The 15,490-nt window shown below is 56.4% G+C and carries 16 protein-coding genes and 1 pseudogene; 13 read left to right on the top strand and 4 right to left on the bottom strand.

The window, feature by feature from the left end:
• Positions 1–21 precede the first annotated feature (21 nt).
• Positions 22–288: a hypothetical protein gene (locus tag OM794_RS15530; RefSeq protein ID WP_088699147.1), complete on the bottom strand. Its 267-nt coding sequence runs from the start codon at positions 286–288 to the stop codon at positions 22–24.
• Positions 289–461: 173 nt separating this feature from the next.
• Here OM794_RS15530 and OM794_RS15525 point away from each other — a divergent pair, with 173 nt between their 5' ends.
• Genes OM794_RS15525 through OM794_RS15515 form a run of 3 tightly spaced genes read left to right on the top strand, consistent with a single transcriptional unit; the run spans position 462 to position 2,501 of the window.
• Positions 462–722 carry a hypothetical protein gene (locus OM794_RS15525; protein WP_226247322.1) on the top strand — a complete coding sequence of 87 codons (261 nt, stop codon included), beginning with the start codon at positions 462–464 and terminating at the stop codon, positions 720–722.
• Positions 686–1,609, top strand: a complete 924-nt coding sequence (locus tag OM794_RS15520) for a hypothetical protein (protein ID WP_226247319.1) — start codon at positions 686–688, stop codon at positions 1,607–1,609. The genes OM794_RS15525 and OM794_RS15520 overlap by 37 nt, the downstream gene beginning before the upstream one ends.
• Positions 1,610–1,649: 40 nt before the next feature.
• A complete protein-coding gene (locus tag OM794_RS15515) occupies positions 1,650–2,501 on the top strand; it encodes a mechanosensitive ion channel family protein (RefSeq protein WP_226247317.1) in 852 nt (283 codons plus the stop codon).
• Here the strand turns inward: OM794_RS15515 and OM794_RS15510 are convergent.
• A complete protein-coding gene (locus tag OM794_RS15510) occupies positions 2,498–3,232 on the bottom strand; it encodes a YebC/PmpR family DNA-binding transcriptional regulator (RefSeq protein WP_226247315.1) in 735 nt (244 codons plus the stop codon). The two genes, OM794_RS15515 and OM794_RS15510, sit on opposite strands and share 4 nt — an antisense overlap.
• A gap of 210 nt (positions 3,233–3,442) precedes the next feature.
• Between OM794_RS15510 and OM794_RS15505 the strand changes: the two genes are divergently transcribed.
• On the top strand, positions 3,443–4,060 hold the full coding sequence (locus OM794_RS15505; protein ID WP_226247313.1) for a LysE family translocator: 618 nt from the start codon (positions 3,443–3,445) through the stop codon (positions 4,058–4,060).
• A 58-nt stretch (positions 4,061–4,118) separates the two neighbouring features.
• Complete coding sequence (locus OM794_RS15500) at positions 4,119–4,610, top strand: glutathione peroxidase (protein ID WP_226247310.1); 492 nt, start codon at positions 4,119–4,121, stop codon at positions 4,608–4,610.
• Between the two features lie 11 nt (positions 4,611–4,621).
• On the opposite strand, the gene OM794_RS15495 is transcribed toward OM794_RS15500, so the two are convergent.
• Complete coding sequence (locus OM794_RS15495) at positions 4,622–5,008, bottom strand: hypothetical protein (protein WP_226247307.1); 387 nt, start codon at positions 5,006–5,008, stop codon at positions 4,622–4,624.
• 340 nt (positions 5,009–5,348) lie between these two features.
• On the opposite strand from OM794_RS15495, the gene fabV reads away from it, so the two are divergent.
• The 3 genes and pseudogenes from fabV to OM794_RS15480 all read left to right on the top strand — a co-directional run bounded on the left by fabV (position 5,349) and on the right by OM794_RS15480 (position 7,998).
• On the top strand, positions 5,349–6,560 hold the full coding sequence (gene fabV / locus OM794_RS15490) for an enoyl-ACP reductase FabV (protein WP_088699154.1): 1,212 nt from the start codon (positions 5,349–5,351) through the stop codon (positions 6,558–6,560).
• A 55-nt stretch (positions 6,561–6,615) separates the two neighbouring features.
• A complete protein-coding gene (locus OM794_RS15485) occupies positions 6,616–6,831 on the top strand; it encodes a hypothetical protein (RefSeq protein ID WP_226247305.1) in 216 nt (71 codons plus the stop codon).
• 190 nt (positions 6,832–7,021) lie between these two features.
• Positions 7,022–7,998: pseudogene (locus tag OM794_RS15480) on the top strand (GlxA family transcriptional regulator).
• Between the two features lie 7 nt (positions 7,999–8,005).
• Here the strand turns inward: OM794_RS15480 and OM794_RS15475 are convergent.
• Positions 8,006–8,800, bottom strand: a complete 795-nt coding sequence (locus OM794_RS15475; RefSeq protein WP_226247302.1) for an SDR family NAD(P)-dependent oxidoreductase — start codon at positions 8,798–8,800, stop codon at positions 8,006–8,008.
• Positions 8,801–9,020: 220 nt separating this feature from the next.
• Here OM794_RS15475 and OM794_RS15470 point away from each other — a divergent pair, with 220 nt between their 5' ends.
• From OM794_RS15470 to astB, 5 genes are all read left to right on the top strand, one after another.
• Positions 9,021–10,235, top strand: coding sequence for an aspartate aminotransferase family protein (locus tag OM794_RS15470; protein WP_226247299.1), 1,215 nt, complete (start codon positions 9,021–9,023; stop codon positions 10,233–10,235).
• Positions 10,236–10,285: 50 nt separating this feature from the next.
• On the top strand, positions 10,286–11,350 hold the full coding sequence (locus OM794_RS15465; RefSeq protein WP_088699157.1) for an arginine N-succinyltransferase: 1,065 nt from the start codon (positions 10,286–10,288) through the stop codon (positions 11,348–11,350).
• On the top strand, positions 11,350–12,381 hold the full coding sequence (astA, locus tag OM794_RS15460) for an arginine N-succinyltransferase (RefSeq protein WP_226247297.1): 1,032 nt from the start codon (positions 11,350–11,352) through the stop codon (positions 12,379–12,381). The genes OM794_RS15465 and astA overlap by 1 nt, the downstream gene beginning before the upstream one ends.
• A 199-nt stretch (positions 12,382–12,580) precedes the next feature.
• Positions 12,581–14,053, top strand: a complete 1,473-nt coding sequence (gene astD, locus OM794_RS15455) for a succinylglutamate-semialdehyde dehydrogenase (protein WP_226247294.1) — start codon at positions 12,581–12,583, stop codon at positions 14,051–14,053.
• Complete coding sequence (gene astB, locus OM794_RS15450) at positions 14,050–15,417, top strand: N-succinylarginine dihydrolase (RefSeq protein ID WP_226247291.1); 1,368 nt, start codon at positions 14,050–14,052, stop codon at positions 15,415–15,417. The genes astD and astB overlap by 4 nt, the downstream gene beginning before the upstream one ends.
• Positions 15,418–15,490: the final 73 nt, after the last annotated feature.

Here is a 15,490-nt window from a genome sequence, read left to right as displayed (position 1 = left end):
TGCCGGGCGTGCAAGTGCAGACTATTCTGGTAAACGGCTGTAGACCACGCCCTTTACTTCAAGCTCCAGTATCTCGTCGTAGGGCACCATGACGCCTTCGACGTCACCCGGTGTGCGCTGGCTGTTCTTAATCTCGGTTTCAGGTATCACCTTCACGCCCATCAATCCTACGTGCTGGATTCTGGCACTAAAGCGATTCCCTTCATGCTCAATCAGCAGCCGTTCACCGGCAATACACTTCTCAAGTTTGGCGTGCAGCTCTGCTTCGCTAACGGGGACAACACTCATCGCTTTCTCCTTTTAGCTTCTGCTATTGCTTTCGCAATAAAAAATAGTCCGTTAAGTGCGCTAACTACTGCTTGTAAAGACTTTATTTTAGACCATAAGTTCGTATTGGAGATCAGCTGTTGGGCGCGCCGTGCTAAGGTTGATGTCTACCGCTAGCCAAAAGGGAAATAGTCATGGGGGAGCAACCATCGTGGGTGGATACGCCGCTTTGGGAGGTCGTGGAACTAGATCAATTTCGTACCCCCGAGCAGACCCAGGCGAGCCAGTGGCGACGTTCGTTACATTCAATCTCAACGTGGTTGGGGGGCAAAAACAGCACCGAGCAGCAGGTGAAAGACGAAAGCGAGCTGCGTGCGCTACCTGAGGTTCGGCTAGCGCATTTAGTGCCGCCTATTGATTGGGCTCCCGCGGCGAGCGCATTGGACAGCAGCTAGAAGGCCAGGATGCGCCGGTAACGTTCTTTATTACCACGCCCTACAGCGGCCATGCTTCGGTGGTAACTCATTGGGCTGAAACGCATCAGGTTGCCTGCTTAGCGCCGCCCACGCTTAGCGAAATAGCTGAGGGTAGTACTCAGTGGGTAGAGCAGTGTGTCAGTCAACGAGAATGGGCCATTCCCGCTCTGGAACGCTTTTTTTTACGCCACATCCAGGGTATTCAGGGCGTTCGGGAGTTTCTTGAGCGTGCTTTAAGTGGACGTTTGGGCAAAGGAGTGATTGGTTGTGACAGCTGGACCTACGCTTTCCTTCAACATGTAATCGGTATTGATGGGGCGCCGGTGTTTACCCTTCAATCCATGGAAGGCGAGCAGCTGGCACGCTATTTTGCACAAATTGCGACCCATTCGGGGGAGCCACCGCCTGTTTACAGCACGCGAACCGGTAAGCAGGTATTGTTCGACTCAGCATCTAATCAAAAGAGTAAGGCGCCTAATAAAGAACTGCAGCGCTTAGCGGCTCACTGCCGCGGTCATATAGGTCTTGCTTGGCACTATTGGCGCGAGCGGCTTCGTGAGCCAAAAGCAGGTGATGACGAGGCCCTGTGGCTAGTGGATGCCCTAGCAGAGGCGGAGCTTTCCGTTGATACCGAGGATATCGCCACGCTGGTGCTACATGCGCTAGTGGTTCATGGCGGTCTGGATGACGACTCTTTGGGAGAAGTGCTGCCGTTCTCACACCATGAAGCACTCAATGCCCGTCTAGCCCTGCAGCGCAAAGGCATTGTTTCAAGCTGTGAAGGACGTTGGCAGATTGCACCTTTAAGCTACGCGAGCGTTCGGCAGTTACTAGAGTCGCGAAACTATCTAGTGGATCCTCTCTAAGTAGACCCGCTATAAGTGACAGGCCCGTGGAGGGCGACCCATGGAAGAACAGCAGAAATATGCGCGACTGTTTAACGATATCGATAGCCAAGCGCTGATTACCCTTGGGATGGTGCTGCTATCAGCCATCGTACTGATTATTGTCAGCCAACGGGGGCTGAACTGGATCGGCAACCGAATGCATGGCCAAGTTCGCTTTCGTATTTTTGCTCTGGTGCCGATGACGCGCTTGCTGATATTGATTACTGCACTTGCCATCATCGTACCAATTATTATTGAGCCGTCGCTGCGCAATATGGTGACCCTGTTGGGTGCACTGGGCTTAGCCATTGGCTTTGCCATGAAAGATTACGTGAGCAGCTTAATAGCGGGCGTTGTTTCGGCGGTAGAGCTCCCTTATCGACCCGGCGACTGGGTTCAAATTGAAGATACCTACGGCGAAGTCAAACACGTGGGCTTACGCACTGTTGACATCCAAACCCCCGACGATGATTTGGTCTATGTACCGCATTTAAAGCTGTGGGATCACGCCGTTTATAATGCCAACAACGGCGGTACCAGCCTGCAGTGCGTAGCGAGCTTTTATCTTCACCCTGAGCACGAGGCAGGCTGGGTGCGGAAAGCGCTGCGTGACGTAGCGCTGACCAGTGCCTACCTTAAATTCGACCAGCCGATCATTGTGGTGGCTGAGGAGAAACCCTGGGGCACTCACTACCGCATACGCGCCTATCCGGTGGATCCCCGTCAGCAGTTTCTATTTATTACCGACCTCACCGTACGCGGCAAAACTGTGCTGAGTGCCGCGGGTGTGCAGTCAGCGATGTTACCACCGGATGCGGCCTTGGATACCCGCAACGCGGTGGGGTCAGCTTACTCAAGAGGTGGTGACTAGCTATCACTCTCTGCGGGCAATTCACCACTGTGATAGACGTTTTGCACATCGTCCAGCTCATTAAGCATGGCAAGAAACTTTTCAAACATCGCTACGTCATCGCCTTCCACCGGGGTGGTGGTTTGCGGGAGGAACTGAATCTCGTCCGCCTCAAAGTCAATCTCACCGAACGCATCCAGTAGCGCCTGCTTGGCTTTGGCATAGTCGGTGTGCGGAGCGAAAACGGTGATGCGCTCGCCCTCTTGCTCAATGTCGGTGACATCCACATCGGCTTCCATCAGTGCTTCCAGCACAGCCTCTTCATCGCTTCCAGCGAAGGAGAAGATGGCACAGTGGTCAAACATATGGCTGACGCTGCCGGGAGTGCCGATTTTGCTCTTGGTTTTGGTGAAGCAGCCGCGCACATCGCCAAAGGTGCGGTTGGGGTTGTCGGTAAGGCAGTCGACAATCACCATCACATTACCGGGGCCGAAGCCTTCGTAACGGGCGGGGGAGAAATCTTCGCCACCGGCGCCACTGGCCTTGTCGAGCGCTTTATCAATCACGTGAGAGGGAACCTGGTCTTTCTTGGCCCGCTCTATTAAGCCGCGCAGCGCCAGGTTGCCATTAGGGTCAGTGCCGCCCGCTTTGGCGCAAACGTAAATCTCGCGTCCATATTTGCTGTAGACCTTGGTCTTTGCATCGGCCGTTTTGGCCATGGATTCCTTACGGTTCTGAAAAGCCCTACCCATGTTGCCGTCCTATGTTTTCTATACGCCCCAGCAGCGAGCGCTGGGGTGGATGTTTTCAAAAGAGTCAAAGAGCGAAAAGAGTAAATTTTACCCAACAGCGTACCATGCTAACAGCGTTATTTAAGGCGCTCGCCGAAGCATTGCTTGGCTTGGCGTATACTGACCGCCAGTCCCCTCAGGGTAATATCAACTATTCAAGGAGAAACAGGCATGCCGTTGACACTCTGGCTATCACTCGCTGCGATTTGTGCCATGGGGGCTATGTCGCCGGGGCCGAGTTTGGCACTGGTGTTGCGCCATACGTTAGGCGGCGGTCGCTTTACCGGGGTGACGGCCGCCATCTTCCATGCTTTTGGTGTGGGCTTCTATGCGCTGCTGACTGTTTGGGGCCTAGGCGCCTTAATCGCCGGTTTTCCGCTGCTGTTCCAATTGATTACCTGGTTCGGCGCGGCTTACCTGGCGTGGTTAGGCATTAAGGCGCTGCGCGCTGGTAGAGCCGGTGCTTTAGAGCCCAGTGCTGTTGCCACTAATCGGAGCCAGGCCGCCAAAGAGGGCGTACTGGTGGCATTAGGCAACCCGAAGCTGATTCTGTTCTTTGTTGCACTACTGAGCCAGTTTGTAACCCCGGAGATGAGTGGTGCCGCTAAAGCTATCATTGTATTAACAGCGATGATTATTGACGGGGGTTGGTACGTGTTGGTGGCGGTGGTGCTTTCCCACTCGCAGATTCTGCCCTGGCTGCAGCAGCGTGCCCACTGGATTAACCGCATTACCGGGGTACTTTTAATCGCACTGGCACTACGTGTGGTTGCCGGACCGCTGGTGTAAAAAGTCTAGCCGTGGCATGGTGATACCTATGCCGTTTGGGGTTTTGTGGGGCTGAGTGATGCAAATTTATGACAATGACTGCTATACCCACCAAGGGCTGCCGTTCAATTTACGTGCGCTACGCGGCCAAGTGTTGCTGGTGGTTAACGTTGCCAGCCAGTGTGGTTTTACCCCGCAGCTAAGAGAGCTCGAAACCCTTTTTCAGCGTTACCGGGATCGTGGCTTCACCGTGCTCGGTTTCCCGTGTAACCAATTTGGCCGCCAGTCGCCGGAAAGCGCCCAAGCGTTTTGTCAGTTTGGCGAAAAGCAGTTTGGGGTCAGTTTTCCATTGCTGGAGAAGGTTAATGTCAATGGTAGCCATGCCCATCCGCTGTTTGTCCATCTCAAACGTGAGGCGCCTGGCGTGCTGGGTACACAGCTGATCAAGTGGAATTTCACCAAGTTTCTGGTAGGCCGCGATGGCAAGGTGATTGCCCGCTTTGGGCCGCGCGACCACGGGCGCCCACTACGCCTGGCAGTGGAAGAGGCTCTGGATCAACGCTATCCATAGCGTCGAGGCTGCTAGACTTTTTCGCCCCGAGAAACGGCCACGCGATTCATGACCGCGTTCCAGCGATGTCGCACCATCATGGTGGTTAGCCCTGAAAAAAGCGCCCAACTTTTGCGCCGCCAGCCTTTCAGCCGCAGGTTGTGGCTTACCAACTGTTTCATCAGCTTGTAGTCGTCAAATTGTCGCCATTCGCTGGCGATTGACAGCTGATGGCGAGACATCACCGGTGCCATTTCCAGGCGGAACATCCATTCAAGCTCGTTAAGGGTCATATCATAGCGCTCTATGACCTCGACCATACGCGCGTAATCGCGCTCGCTGGGTTCACGATCCAGCCACAGCGGGGCTAGCGCTAACCAAAGGTCGCCGCGTTCATCTACTAGCTGCTGTGCATTCATGCTCGCCTCTTGGTAAGTCGTTGCTGATATAAGCACCGACATAAGTACCTACAACATAAGTACCTACAATAAGTGTCTATATACATGCATAGACGGCTATCGTGACGCGAAAGCGTCGTTAGCTCAAGGGAGAATAATAGCTCAGCGGACAATAGCTTAATAGCGGACAGGGCGTCGCTAGACCGCTAGAATACTCCCTATGAGTCATAACACTGCCATGGCAAAAACGATATGAACACGATATCAAATACTGTGCCAAAAACTTTGGCACAGACTATGGCAAAACGATGTCGCTGGTTATGATGTCAAAAGCGAAATCAATCCGATAACGAGGTTCGATGTGATTATTAAACCCAAAGTGCGCGGCTTTATTTGTACCACTACGCATCCAATTGGCTGCGAGCAGAACGTTCGCGAACAGATTGAAGCGACCCGTGCTCGCGGCTTGGATAAGCAGGCTGGCCCAAAAAAAGTGCTCGTCATTGGGGCTTCAAGTGGCTACGGCTTGGCTGCCCGGATTACCGCGGCGTTTGGCTACGGCGCCGACACCCTGGGTGTGTTCTTTGAAAAGCCCGCCACCGACAAAAAGCCGGGCACCGCGGGTTGGTACAACAGTGCCGCTTTCGATAAGTTTGCCAAGCAGGAAGGGCTATATAGCAAGTCGATTAATGGCGATGCCTTCTCCCATGAAGCGCGGGAAAAAGCCATTGAATTGATCAAGCAGGACATGGGCGAGATTGACCTGGTGGTCTACTCGCTGGCATCACCCGTTCGCAAACTGCCGGATAGCGGCGAAGTGAAACGCTCAAGCCTTAAGCCAATTGGCGAAACCTACCGTGCCACTGCTATCGATACCAATAAAGATGCGATTATCGAAGCGGAAGTGGAGCCTGCTACCCAGCAGGAGATCGACGACACCATTACTGTGATGGGTGGCGAAGATTGGGAACTGTGGATGGACGCGCTTGACCAAGCGGGTGTGCTTGCTAAAGGTGCGCGGAGCGTGGCGTTTAGCTATATCGGCACTGAAATCACCTGGCCGATCTACTGGCACGGTGCGCTGGGTAAAGCCAAAGAAGACCTTGACCGCGCTGCAGCGGCGATCGATGCCAAGCTGAAAGAGAGCGGTGGCGGTGCCAATGTGGCGGTGCTCAAATCGGTGGTCACTCAGGCGAGTGCTGCGATTCCGGTAATGCCGCTGTATATCGCCATGGTCTACCGCATCATGAAAGAGCAGGGCCTGCACGAAGGCACGATCGATCAGTTGAACCGTCTATTCGGCGAGCAGCTCTACTCGGCCAAGGGACTACGCGGCGAGTTTACCACTGACGACGTTGGACGCCTGCGTTTGGATGACTGGGAGTTGCGCGATGACGTTCAAAAGGCGTGTCAGGATCTTTGGCCGGAAGTCACCACTGAAAACTTATTCGAAATTACCGACTATGCTGGTTATAAGCACGAATTCTTGAAGCTGTTTGGCTTTGAGCGTGATGATGTCGATTACGATGCCGACGTCAATCCAGAGGTGACGTTTGATGTCGTGAATCTGTAAGCCATTCACAGAGGCGGTAGAGCCGCCCAATTCGACCGGAACGCTGGAGGTGTTTATGGATACTAGGGAAAGCAAAACCCCGGAAGAAGAGAAGCAGCATATTATCAATGAGCGGGTACCTGAGGATTATGAAACCTCAAAACCGCATCTACAGCCTGAAGCCAAGAAGCGGCCAGACGGGCTGTATAAGCTACTCCCGCTAGTGGTGATCATTCTCGGCGTGATTGTGGTCAGTATCGTCGTGTTAGGCATTATTAACCGGGGCAACTAGTACTTAGCCATGCACTCTTATTTGCCGGGCCTTGCGCCCGGCAATTTGCATTCATGCGTCACGTTTTTGCTGCAGTGGTCATAACACTGCCATCCGCTACGCAATTGGGTAAGATGGTCGTTTACCTACGGCGATGGCGGTTTTTCATGCAGCGTTTCAAGCATCTTTTCAAGCAGCTCAATCAGTTATCATGCAGCCTAACCCGTTAGCCTCACAGGCAGCGCCGCCCCGTCGACGGGTGGCCTTTCTGCTGTTGCCGGGGTTTTCGTTATTGACCCACGCCAGTGCACTGGAACCGCTGCAAATGGCCAATCAGCTGAGTGGGCAGATGCTTTATCACACCGTCACGCTAAGCCTCAATGACGAGCCCGTGCGCAGTGGCGCCCAGCTTTCGCTAATCGCGCAGCATGAGCTAAGCACTGCTCTAGGCCCACTCGACCTGCTGTTAGTATGCGCACCAACGCCGTTGCCCTATACGCTGCCCGCCAAGTTGAATGAGTGGTTAAGAGGGCACCAGGGGCGCGGCGTGGCTCTGGGGGGGCTGGCCGGTGGCACAGAGGTATTGGCACGCTGTGGGTTGCTTGAAGGCTATCGAGCAACGCTCCCCTGGCAGCGTTTTGAAGCGTTTTCCCAGGCCTATCCCCAAGTAACCCTTTCTCAACAGCTGTTTGAAATTGACTGCGACAGGCTGACCTGCGCGGGCGGTACCGCGGCCATGGATCTTATGCTTACGCTGATTGGCCAGCATCACGGCGCGCGTTTGGCGGAGCAGGTGTCAGAGCAGTTTGTCTGTGATCGCATTCGCTTGGCCGATGAGCGCCAACACGTGCCGCTGCGCAGCCGCCTGGGCCATGCGCCACAAAGCCTGGTGGAGGCTGTCACGCTGATGGAAGCCAATATAGAGGAGCCGCTCTCGACCCTGGAGCTTGCCGAGCACCTGGGAATTTCCCGGCGTCAGTTGGAGCGGCTATTTAGAAGTATCTGCAGGCAGTGCCCAGCCGCTACTATCTCGATTTGCGCTTGCAGGAAGCCCGCAAGCAGCTTAGAGAGAGTGACCGGCCGGTAGGCGATATTGCCTTTGCCACGGGGTTTTCCTCTGGCGCCCACTTCTCTACCGCCTACCGGCACCATTTCGGCATGACACCGCGGGAAGAGCGCCTGGGTTAGAAAAGGATTAGGTTAAGGTATCCACAATGCCGCCTTCCACGCGCAGTGCCACACCGGTGGTGGCGCTGGCCTGGGGCGAGGCAGCGTAAACGCTCATGCTCGCCACCTCTTCGGGTGTCGCCAAACGCTGAATGATTGAAGAGGGGCGGTTCTCCTGCACGAAGCGTTCTTCCATCTCTTGCTGAGAAATACCCTCTTTCTCTGCCATTTCCCCAATCATCTTGAGCACGCCTTCTGAACGGGTCGGCCCGGGGAGAATGGCATTCACGGTGACCTGGGTGCCGCTGAGCACTTTGGCCAGCCCGCGAGAGACGGAGAGCAACGCCGATTTGGTCATGCCGTAATGCACCATCTCGCTAGGGATGTTGATCCCCGACTCGCTGGAGATGAACTGTATGCGGCCCCAGTCGCGCTCGCGCATGCCCTGGGCATAGTGGCGGGAAAGCCGCACCGCGCTCATGATATTAATATCGAAAAATTGCTGCCACGTAGCGTCATCTACATCGAAAAAGTCCTGCGGACCGAAAATGCCTACGTTATTGATCAGTATATCCGCGCTTGGCTGCTGCTTAATAAGCGTTTGGCAACCTTCAGCAGTGCCGAGATCAGCCGCTACGCCTTCTACTTTTGCATTGGGGGTAGCGTTTTTAAGCGCGGTGATGGCGTCATCAACTCGTGCTTGGGTGCGTCCTGTCACGACCACGTGAGCACCAGCATTGGCGAGTCCTTGAGCAATTGCAAAACCGATGCCTGCCGTCGAGCCGGTGATAATGGCGTGTTTGCCGCTTAGATCAATATGCATACGTTGGTCTCCTCTCGTCCTGAGTATCAATACCTCGCTACACAACGGATAGCTTCATAGCTTGCTAATAAGTATGGGACTCTTTTAGGGTTCTTCAAGGTGGCCACTAGCATCACTAAGCGCCGCTATTCATAATTTGCCGTCCCATTGCTGAAAGCGGTTAAGCCGGCTGGCCCCTTATACTGTTTTCATTCCTTTCCTCCACTGGAGATAGCGTGCCATGAGCCATACCCCAAGCCGTCAAGATTACGACCACTACATGACGCCTAACTACTCCCCGCAGCAGGTCATTCCTGTGCGTGGTGAAGGTAGCCGCTTGTGGGATCAACAAGGGCGTGAATATATCGACTTTGCTGGGGGCATCGCGGTTAACTCCCTTGGTCATTGCCATCCAGTGCTGGTCAATGCGCTCAAAGAGCAGGGCGAGAAGCTGTGGCACCTTTCCAACGTATATACCAACGAGCCAGCGCTAAACTTGGCCAAGACGCTGGTGGAGCGCACCTTCGCCGATAAGGTGTTCTTGTGCTCATCCGGTGGTGAAGCCAACGAGGCCGCGCTGAAGCTGGCGCGCCGCTGGGCAGTGGATAACTACGGTGAGCATAAAGATAAAATCATCTCGTTTTATCAGTCATTCCATGGCCGCACCTTCTTCACCGTCAGCGTTGGCGGTCAGCCCAAGTACTCTCAGGGCTTTGGTCCGGTGCCTGGCGGTATTTTACACGCTGACTACAACGACCTAGAAAGCGTGCGCAAGCTGGTGGGCGACGACACCTGCGCAATTATGGTCGAACCCATGCAGGGCGAGGGCGGTATCGTGCCGGGCACCCAAGAATTCCTCCAAGGGCTGCGCGATCTATGCGACGAGCACAATGCGCTGCTGATTTTTGATGAGGTGCAGACCGGCGTTGGTCGTAGCGGCGAACTCTACGCTTATAAGAACTACGGTATCACGCCGGATATTCTTACCAGTGCCAAATCCCTGGGCGGCGGTTTCCCCATTGGCGCCATGCTGGCAATCGACTCGGTGGCCAAATCGCTGGTGGTGGGCACCCACGGTTCTACTTACGGCGGCAATGCGCTGGCATCAGCCGTTGCCCTGGCGGCGGTTGAGTTTATCGACACCCCTGAGGTGCTCGAAGGCGTTAAACACCGTCACGACCTGTTTCGTGAACACCTGGAAACCATCAACCGCAAGCACGGGGTGTTTAAAGAGATTCGTGGTATGGGCCTGCTGATAGGCGCCCAGATGTCGGATGCCTATGAAGGGCGGGCCAAAGACATTCTACCGCTGGCGATTGAAGAGGGCTTAATGGCACTGATCGCCGGCCCGAACGTACTGCGCATGGCGCCTTCCCTGGTGATTCCGGAAGCGGATATCGCCGAGGGTATGGTTCGCCTAGAGCGCGCGATTGAGCGGTTAGTTGCGAGCGCATGAGTGAGCAACAGGCTGCGTCAATCGTGCTAACTGAAGGGGAGGCGTCGAGGATGCTGGTAGTTCGACCCGTTAAAGCGGCTGACCTGATGGCGCTGGAGCAACTGGCTGAGCACGCGGTGCCGAGGCTCACCAACTTGCCCGCAAATCGCGAACGGCTCCAGGAGCGTATTGCGCGCTCCCAGGACGCCTTCAACGGCGATGTCGAGTTTCCTGAGGATGAGCACTATACGTTTGTACTCGCCGACGATAGTCGCGAGGAAGTGCTAGGTACGGCCACTATCCGTGCCCAGGCGGGCGCCAATGAAGCCTATTACACCTACCGCCAGGAAACGCTGATTCACGCTTCACAGCAGTTGAACGTTCGCCGTGAAGTACAGACGCTGGCGCTCTCCCATGAAGTCTCGGACGCCACCCTGCTGTGCGCCTTTTCGCTTAACCCGCGTTATAAAGGCACTAGTGCGGAGAGCCTGCTGCGCCGTGCGCGGCTGATGTTTATCGCCCAGTACCCCGAGCGTTTTTCGCGCATTCTGGCGGTGGCGTTTCCCGGCTACTTGGATGCTCGCAATGAGTCGCCGTTCTGGGAGAGCGTCGGGCGGCACTTTTTCGCCCGCAGCTTTCAGGACATGAATCATATTGCCGGGGTACGCTCGAAAAGCTTTATCGCCGAAGTGATGCCCCAGTTCCCGCTCTATTTGCCGCTGCTAACGCCCCAGGCGCGGGCGGCGATTGGTCGCGAACACCCCGCACACGAAGAGGCGCTGGAGGAGATGCTGGCGGAGGGCTTTGTGCGCTCGCGGCATGTGGATATTTTCGACGCAGGGCCGATCGTCAAAGCCGAGCGCGAGCGGCTGGAAACCTTCCGCAGTGCCGCCTGGCACCCGGTGCGCATTCGTCCTGAACACGCGTTGCCCGATGCCGAGCCCGCGCTGGTTGCCAATCAAAAACTGGGTGAGTTCCGCTGTATCGTCGCGCGCTACGCGCTCTCGCCCACGGGCCAGTTGATGCTCTCAGCGGAGCACGCCGAGCGGTTGGGCGTGACCGAAGGGCGAGCAGTATTGGCTGCGCCGCTGACGCTACCCACTGCGGTAGACGCGCTCGATGAAGGAGAAATGTAATGCGCATTCGACCCATTGCCCGTGATGATTTGGATGGGCTTCAGGCGCTTGCGCAGCAGGCGGGCGTTGGCTTTACCTCGCTGCCGGATAACCGCGAGTTTCTAGCCGGTAAGATTGAAGCGGCCGCCAGTGCCTTTGAAGAGCGTACCCCTGTGGATGACCGGCTCTACTTCTTTGTGCTGGAAGATGAAGTAAGCGGCGAGCTGGCGGGCTGCTGCGCCATAGAGGGCCAAGTCGGCCGTGAAGTGCCGTTCTACAACTACCGGCTGGGTACCCTGGCCCACTCCTCGGTACAGCTGGATCTGCACCGCACTATCGACACGCTGTTTTTAAGCTCCGACCATACCGGTGATGCCGAGGTGTGCTCGCTATTTCTGCGCCCGGAATACCGCGGCGAAGCCAATAAACATTTGCGCAACGGCGCGCTGCTCTCCAAAGCGCGCTGGCTGTTTATCGCCCAGTTCCGTGACCGCTTCCCCGATAAAGTGCTGGCGGAAATGCGTGGCGTGTTTGATGAAAACAACACCAGCCCTTTCTGGGAGAGCCTGGGCAAACATTTCTTTCCCATGGATTTCAGCGAAGCGGATCGCCTCACCGGCCTGGGGCAGAAGAGCTTTATCGGCGAGCTGATGCCCAAGTTCCCCATCTACACTACCTTTATGGCTGAAGAAGCGCGGGCCTGCATTGGTCAGGTGCATCGCCACACCCGCCCGGCGCTGGAGATGCTTAAGAAAGAGGGGCTGCGTTGGGAAGGCTATATCGATATTTTCGACGGTGGCCCCACGGTGGAGGCGTACATTGATGACGTACGTGCCATCCGCAACTCACGGCTCTGCCAGGTGGAGGTCTCTGCCGCTGCCAGTGAAGAGAGTGTCAGCCGCTGGCTGGCGGCCACCACCCAGATGCTCAACTTTACCGCCAGCTGGATAGGCCGCGCGCCCAACGAAGACAACACCGTCGTGCTGAGCGAACAAGAAGCGCAGCGCTTAGGCGTTTCCACTGGCGATACCTTACGGCTACTCGAGACCTAAGGAGCCTCTGATTAATGTGATGAGCGCAGGCCAGACAAGGCAAAAATCAACGAAAAAAGGATCGGATTCGCGTGCGAGTTTACGGGGTGTAAATGAGCATTTTGATCGGACTCGCGCACGAGGCGATTTTTAACGCAGTATGGCCAAGCGTAATAGTTAATCAGAGGTTTCCTAGGCGACGTTTACAGGAGAGTTTTTTATGCACGCCCAACAGCAGCAACTGATCAATGGCGCCTGGGTCGTAGGCGACGCAGAGTCGTTGAGCAAGTACGACCCCGTTTCTGGCAAGTCGCTATGGCAAGCAGCGACGGCTAGCTCAGAACAGGTCACGGCCGCTGTGAAAGCCGCCCGCGGTGCCTTCCCCGGTTGGGCACGTACACCCTTTGCCGAGCGCCAGGCCCTTGTCGAGCGTTTTGCCGAGGTGCTGAAAGCACGTGGTGAAGACCTGGCCGTGGCGATTGCTTCAGAGACCGGCAAGCCGCTTTGGGAGGCGCGCACCGAAGCGGGAGCCATGGTGGGCAAGGTGGCGCTGTCGGTTAAGGCGTATAACGAGCGCACCGGGGAACGGGCAAAAGTGGTGGGCAGTGCAAATGCGGTGCTGCGCCATCGTCCTCATGGTGTGATGGCGGTGTTTGGCCCTTACAACTTCCCTGGACACCTGCCCAACGGCCATATGGTGCCTGCGCTATTGGCGGGTAACTGTGTGGTTTTTAAACCCAGTGACCAGGCGCCGCTCACGGCGGATTTAACCCTACAGTGCTGGCTAGAGGCCGGGCTTCCGGCAGGCGTCATTAACCTGGTGCAAGGCGGTGTGCCGGTAGGCCAGGCGCTGGCAGGTAACCCCGATATTGATGGACTGCTGTTTACCGGCAGCGCCAAAGTGGGCGGTATGCTGCACCAGCAGTTTGCCGGACAGTTGGATAAAATTCTGGCGCTGGAACTGGGCGGCAATAATCCCCTGATAGTGAAAGATGTCGACGACGAGCGCGCCGCGATATTGACCATTCTGCAGTCGGCGTATCTCTCCGGCGGCCAGCGATGCACCTGCGCGCGGCGCTTAATGGTGCCGGAGGGCGCAGTAGGCGATCGCTTGATCGATGCGCTTTCAGAGGCGATCACCAAGCTACACGTGGCGGGGCAGTTCGAAGAAAATCCTGCGCCGTTCTATGGCGGTTTGGTCAGCGTAGCGGCGGCGGATGGCCTGCTTAAGGCTCAAGATGAGCTGGAGTCCATGGGGGGCATAGTGATCAATCGCATGCAGCGCCTGAAAGAGAACACCAGCCTGTTAAGTCCCGCGCTAATTGATGTGACCGGACTTGCCGTGCCGGATGAGGAGCATTTCGGCCCGCTGCTGAAAATCCACCGCTATCGCGATTGGGATGAAGCGCTACAGCTTGCCAACAATACCCGTTACGGGCTCTCCGCCGGTTTAATTGGCGGTGATCGAACCGATTGGGATGACTTCCTGCTGCGTATTCGCGCCGGGATCGTCAACTGGAATCGCCAAACCACCGGTGCCTCCGGCGATGCGCCTTTCGGCGGCGTTGGTGACAGCGGCAACCACCGCCCCAGCGCGTTTTATGCGGCGGACTACTGCGCCTACCCGGTGGCCTCCATGGAAGCCGACAGCCTGGAGATGCCCGAGACCCTGCCGCCGGGAGTGAGCCTATGAGTGCCGCCGACATCAGCAGCGCCAGGGAAGTTAATTTTGACGGCTTGGTCGGCCCAACCCACAACTACTCTGGGTTGGCCGTGGGCAATGTCGCGTCCATGAGTCACGGCGGCCTGGTCTCCAACCCCAAAGAGGGCGCGTTGCAGGGTCTTCTCAAGATGAAGTCGTTGATGGACGCGGGCTATGCCCAAGGGGTGTTGCCACCCCAGCAGCGCCCAGATATTGGCGCGCTGCGCGATTTAGGCTTTAGCGGCAGCAATAGCGACGTGCTGGCTCGCGCGGCAAAAGAGGCACCCGAACTACTGCGGGCGGTATGTTCAGCTTCCAGTATGTGGACAGCTAACGCGGGCACGATGACGCCCAGCATGGATGTACCGGATAGTCGGGTACATTTCACCCCAGCGAATCTACAATCCAGCTTTCACCGCTATTTAGAACCACAAACCACCGGTCGCGTGCTGCAGGCAATTTTCCGCGACGAACAGCACTTCGCCCACCATCCGGTGCTGCCTGCAACGCCAGCCTTTTCCGATGAAGGGGCGGCTAATCACACCCGTTTATGTGGTGAGTACGGTGAACCCGGCGTCCATCTGTTTGTGTATGGCCGCCATGCGTTTGGTGACGTGCGTAGCGGCGAGCGTGAGCCAACACGATTCCCAGCCAGGCAAACCCTGGAAGCCAGTCAGGCTGTAGCCCGCCAGCACGGGCTTACGGAAGCGCAAACAGTGTTTGCCCAGCAGCATCCGGATGCCATCGACGCTGGTGTCTTCCATAACGATGTCATTGCAGTCGGCAACGGCCCTGTACTGCTCTACCACGAAATGGCGTTTCTGGACGAAGAGGGCACCCTGGATGAGCTGCGCGCCAAAATGAGTACGCCCCTTATCCCGGTGCGGGTGCCCCTTGAAGCAGTGAGTATGGAAGATGCCGTGGCATCGTATCTTTTCAATTCGCAGTTGCTCTCCAACCCGGACGGCACCATGACCCTGGTAGTGCCCGGCGAATGCCAGGAACGCGAAGCGGTATGGAACACCATCCAAAATCACCTGCTAGCAGGTAATAACCCGATCAGTGAAGTGATCGTCAAAGACGTTAAGCAGAGCATGCGCAACGGCGGCGGCCCCGCCTGCCTGCGCCTGCGCGTGGTGCTAACGGACGCCGAACGCGCAGCGCTCACCGGCCGCGTGCTGCTCACCGATGCGCTTTATGATGAACTGACCGCGTGGGTGCATCGTCACTACCGCGACCGGCTGGCCCCGTATGATTTGGCCGATCCACAGCTGGCAGAAGAGTCCCTCACCGCGCTGGATGAACTCACTCAACTGCTGAAAATTGGCCCGGTTTATCCGTTTCAGTTGGGGTAGGGGATAAGTTAAGCAGTAAGATAAAACGCCAAGGTCATGCCTTGGCGTTTCGCATTGATTGGAGCGGTGATTT

This window comes from Halomonas sp. BDJS001 (assembly GCF_026104355.1).
Classification (GTDB): domain Bacteria; phylum Pseudomonadota; class Gammaproteobacteria; order Pseudomonadales; family Halomonadaceae; genus Vreelandella.
The sequence above is the reverse complement of the archived record's forward strand: the minus strand, read 5'-3'. Positions and strand labels throughout refer to the sequence as shown.

Bases quoted from the DNA above. Each gene is read 5' to 3' on its own strand.
- OM794_RS15465 (WP_088699157.1), top strand. From the start codon at position 10,286: ATGCTGGTAGTTCGACCCGTTAAAGCGGCTGACCTGATGGCGCTGGAG.
- astA (WP_226247297.1), top strand. From the start codon at position 11,350: ATGCGCATTCGACCCATTGCCCGTGATGATTTGGATGGGCTTCAGGCG.
- OM794_RS15475 (WP_226247302.1), bottom strand. From the start codon at position 8,800: ATGCATATTGATCTAAGCGGCAAACACGCCATTATCACCGGCTCGACG.
- astB (WP_226247291.1), top strand. From the start codon at position 14,050: ATGAGTGCCGCCGACATCAGCAGCGCCAGGGAAGTTAATTTTGACGGC.
- OM794_RS15510 (WP_226247315.1), bottom strand. From the start codon at position 3,232: ATGGGTAGGGCTTTTCAGAACCGTAAGGAATCCATGGCCAAAACGGCC.
- OM794_RS15485 (WP_226247305.1), top strand. From the start codon at position 6,616: ATGGATACTAGGGAAAGCAAAACCCCGGAAGAAGAGAAGCAGCATATT.
- OM794_RS15500 (WP_226247310.1), top strand. From the start codon at position 4,119: ATGCAAATTTATGACAATGACTGCTATACCCACCAAGGGCTGCCGTTC.
- OM794_RS15525 (WP_226247322.1), top strand. From the start codon at position 462: ATGGGGGAGCAACCATCGTGGGTGGATACGCCGCTTTGGGAGGTCGTG.
- OM794_RS15470 (WP_226247299.1), top strand. From the start codon at position 9,021: ATGAGCCATACCCCAAGCCGTCAAGATTACGACCACTACATGACGCCT.
- OM794_RS15495 (WP_226247307.1), bottom strand. From the start codon at position 5,008: ATGAATGCACAGCAGCTAGTAGATGAACGCGGCGACCTTTGGTTAGCG.
- astD (WP_226247294.1), top strand. From the start codon at position 12,581: ATGCACGCCCAACAGCAGCAACTGATCAATGGCGCCTGGGTCGTAGGC.
- OM794_RS15505 (WP_226247313.1), top strand. From the start codon at position 3,443: ATGCCGTTGACACTCTGGCTATCACTCGCTGCGATTTGTGCCATGGGG.
- OM794_RS15515 (WP_226247317.1), top strand. From the start codon at position 1,650: ATGGAAGAACAGCAGAAATATGCGCGACTGTTTAACGATATCGATAGC.
- OM794_RS15530 (WP_088699147.1), bottom strand. From the start codon at position 288: ATGAGTGTTGTCCCCGTTAGCGAAGCAGAGCTGCACGCCAAACTTGAG.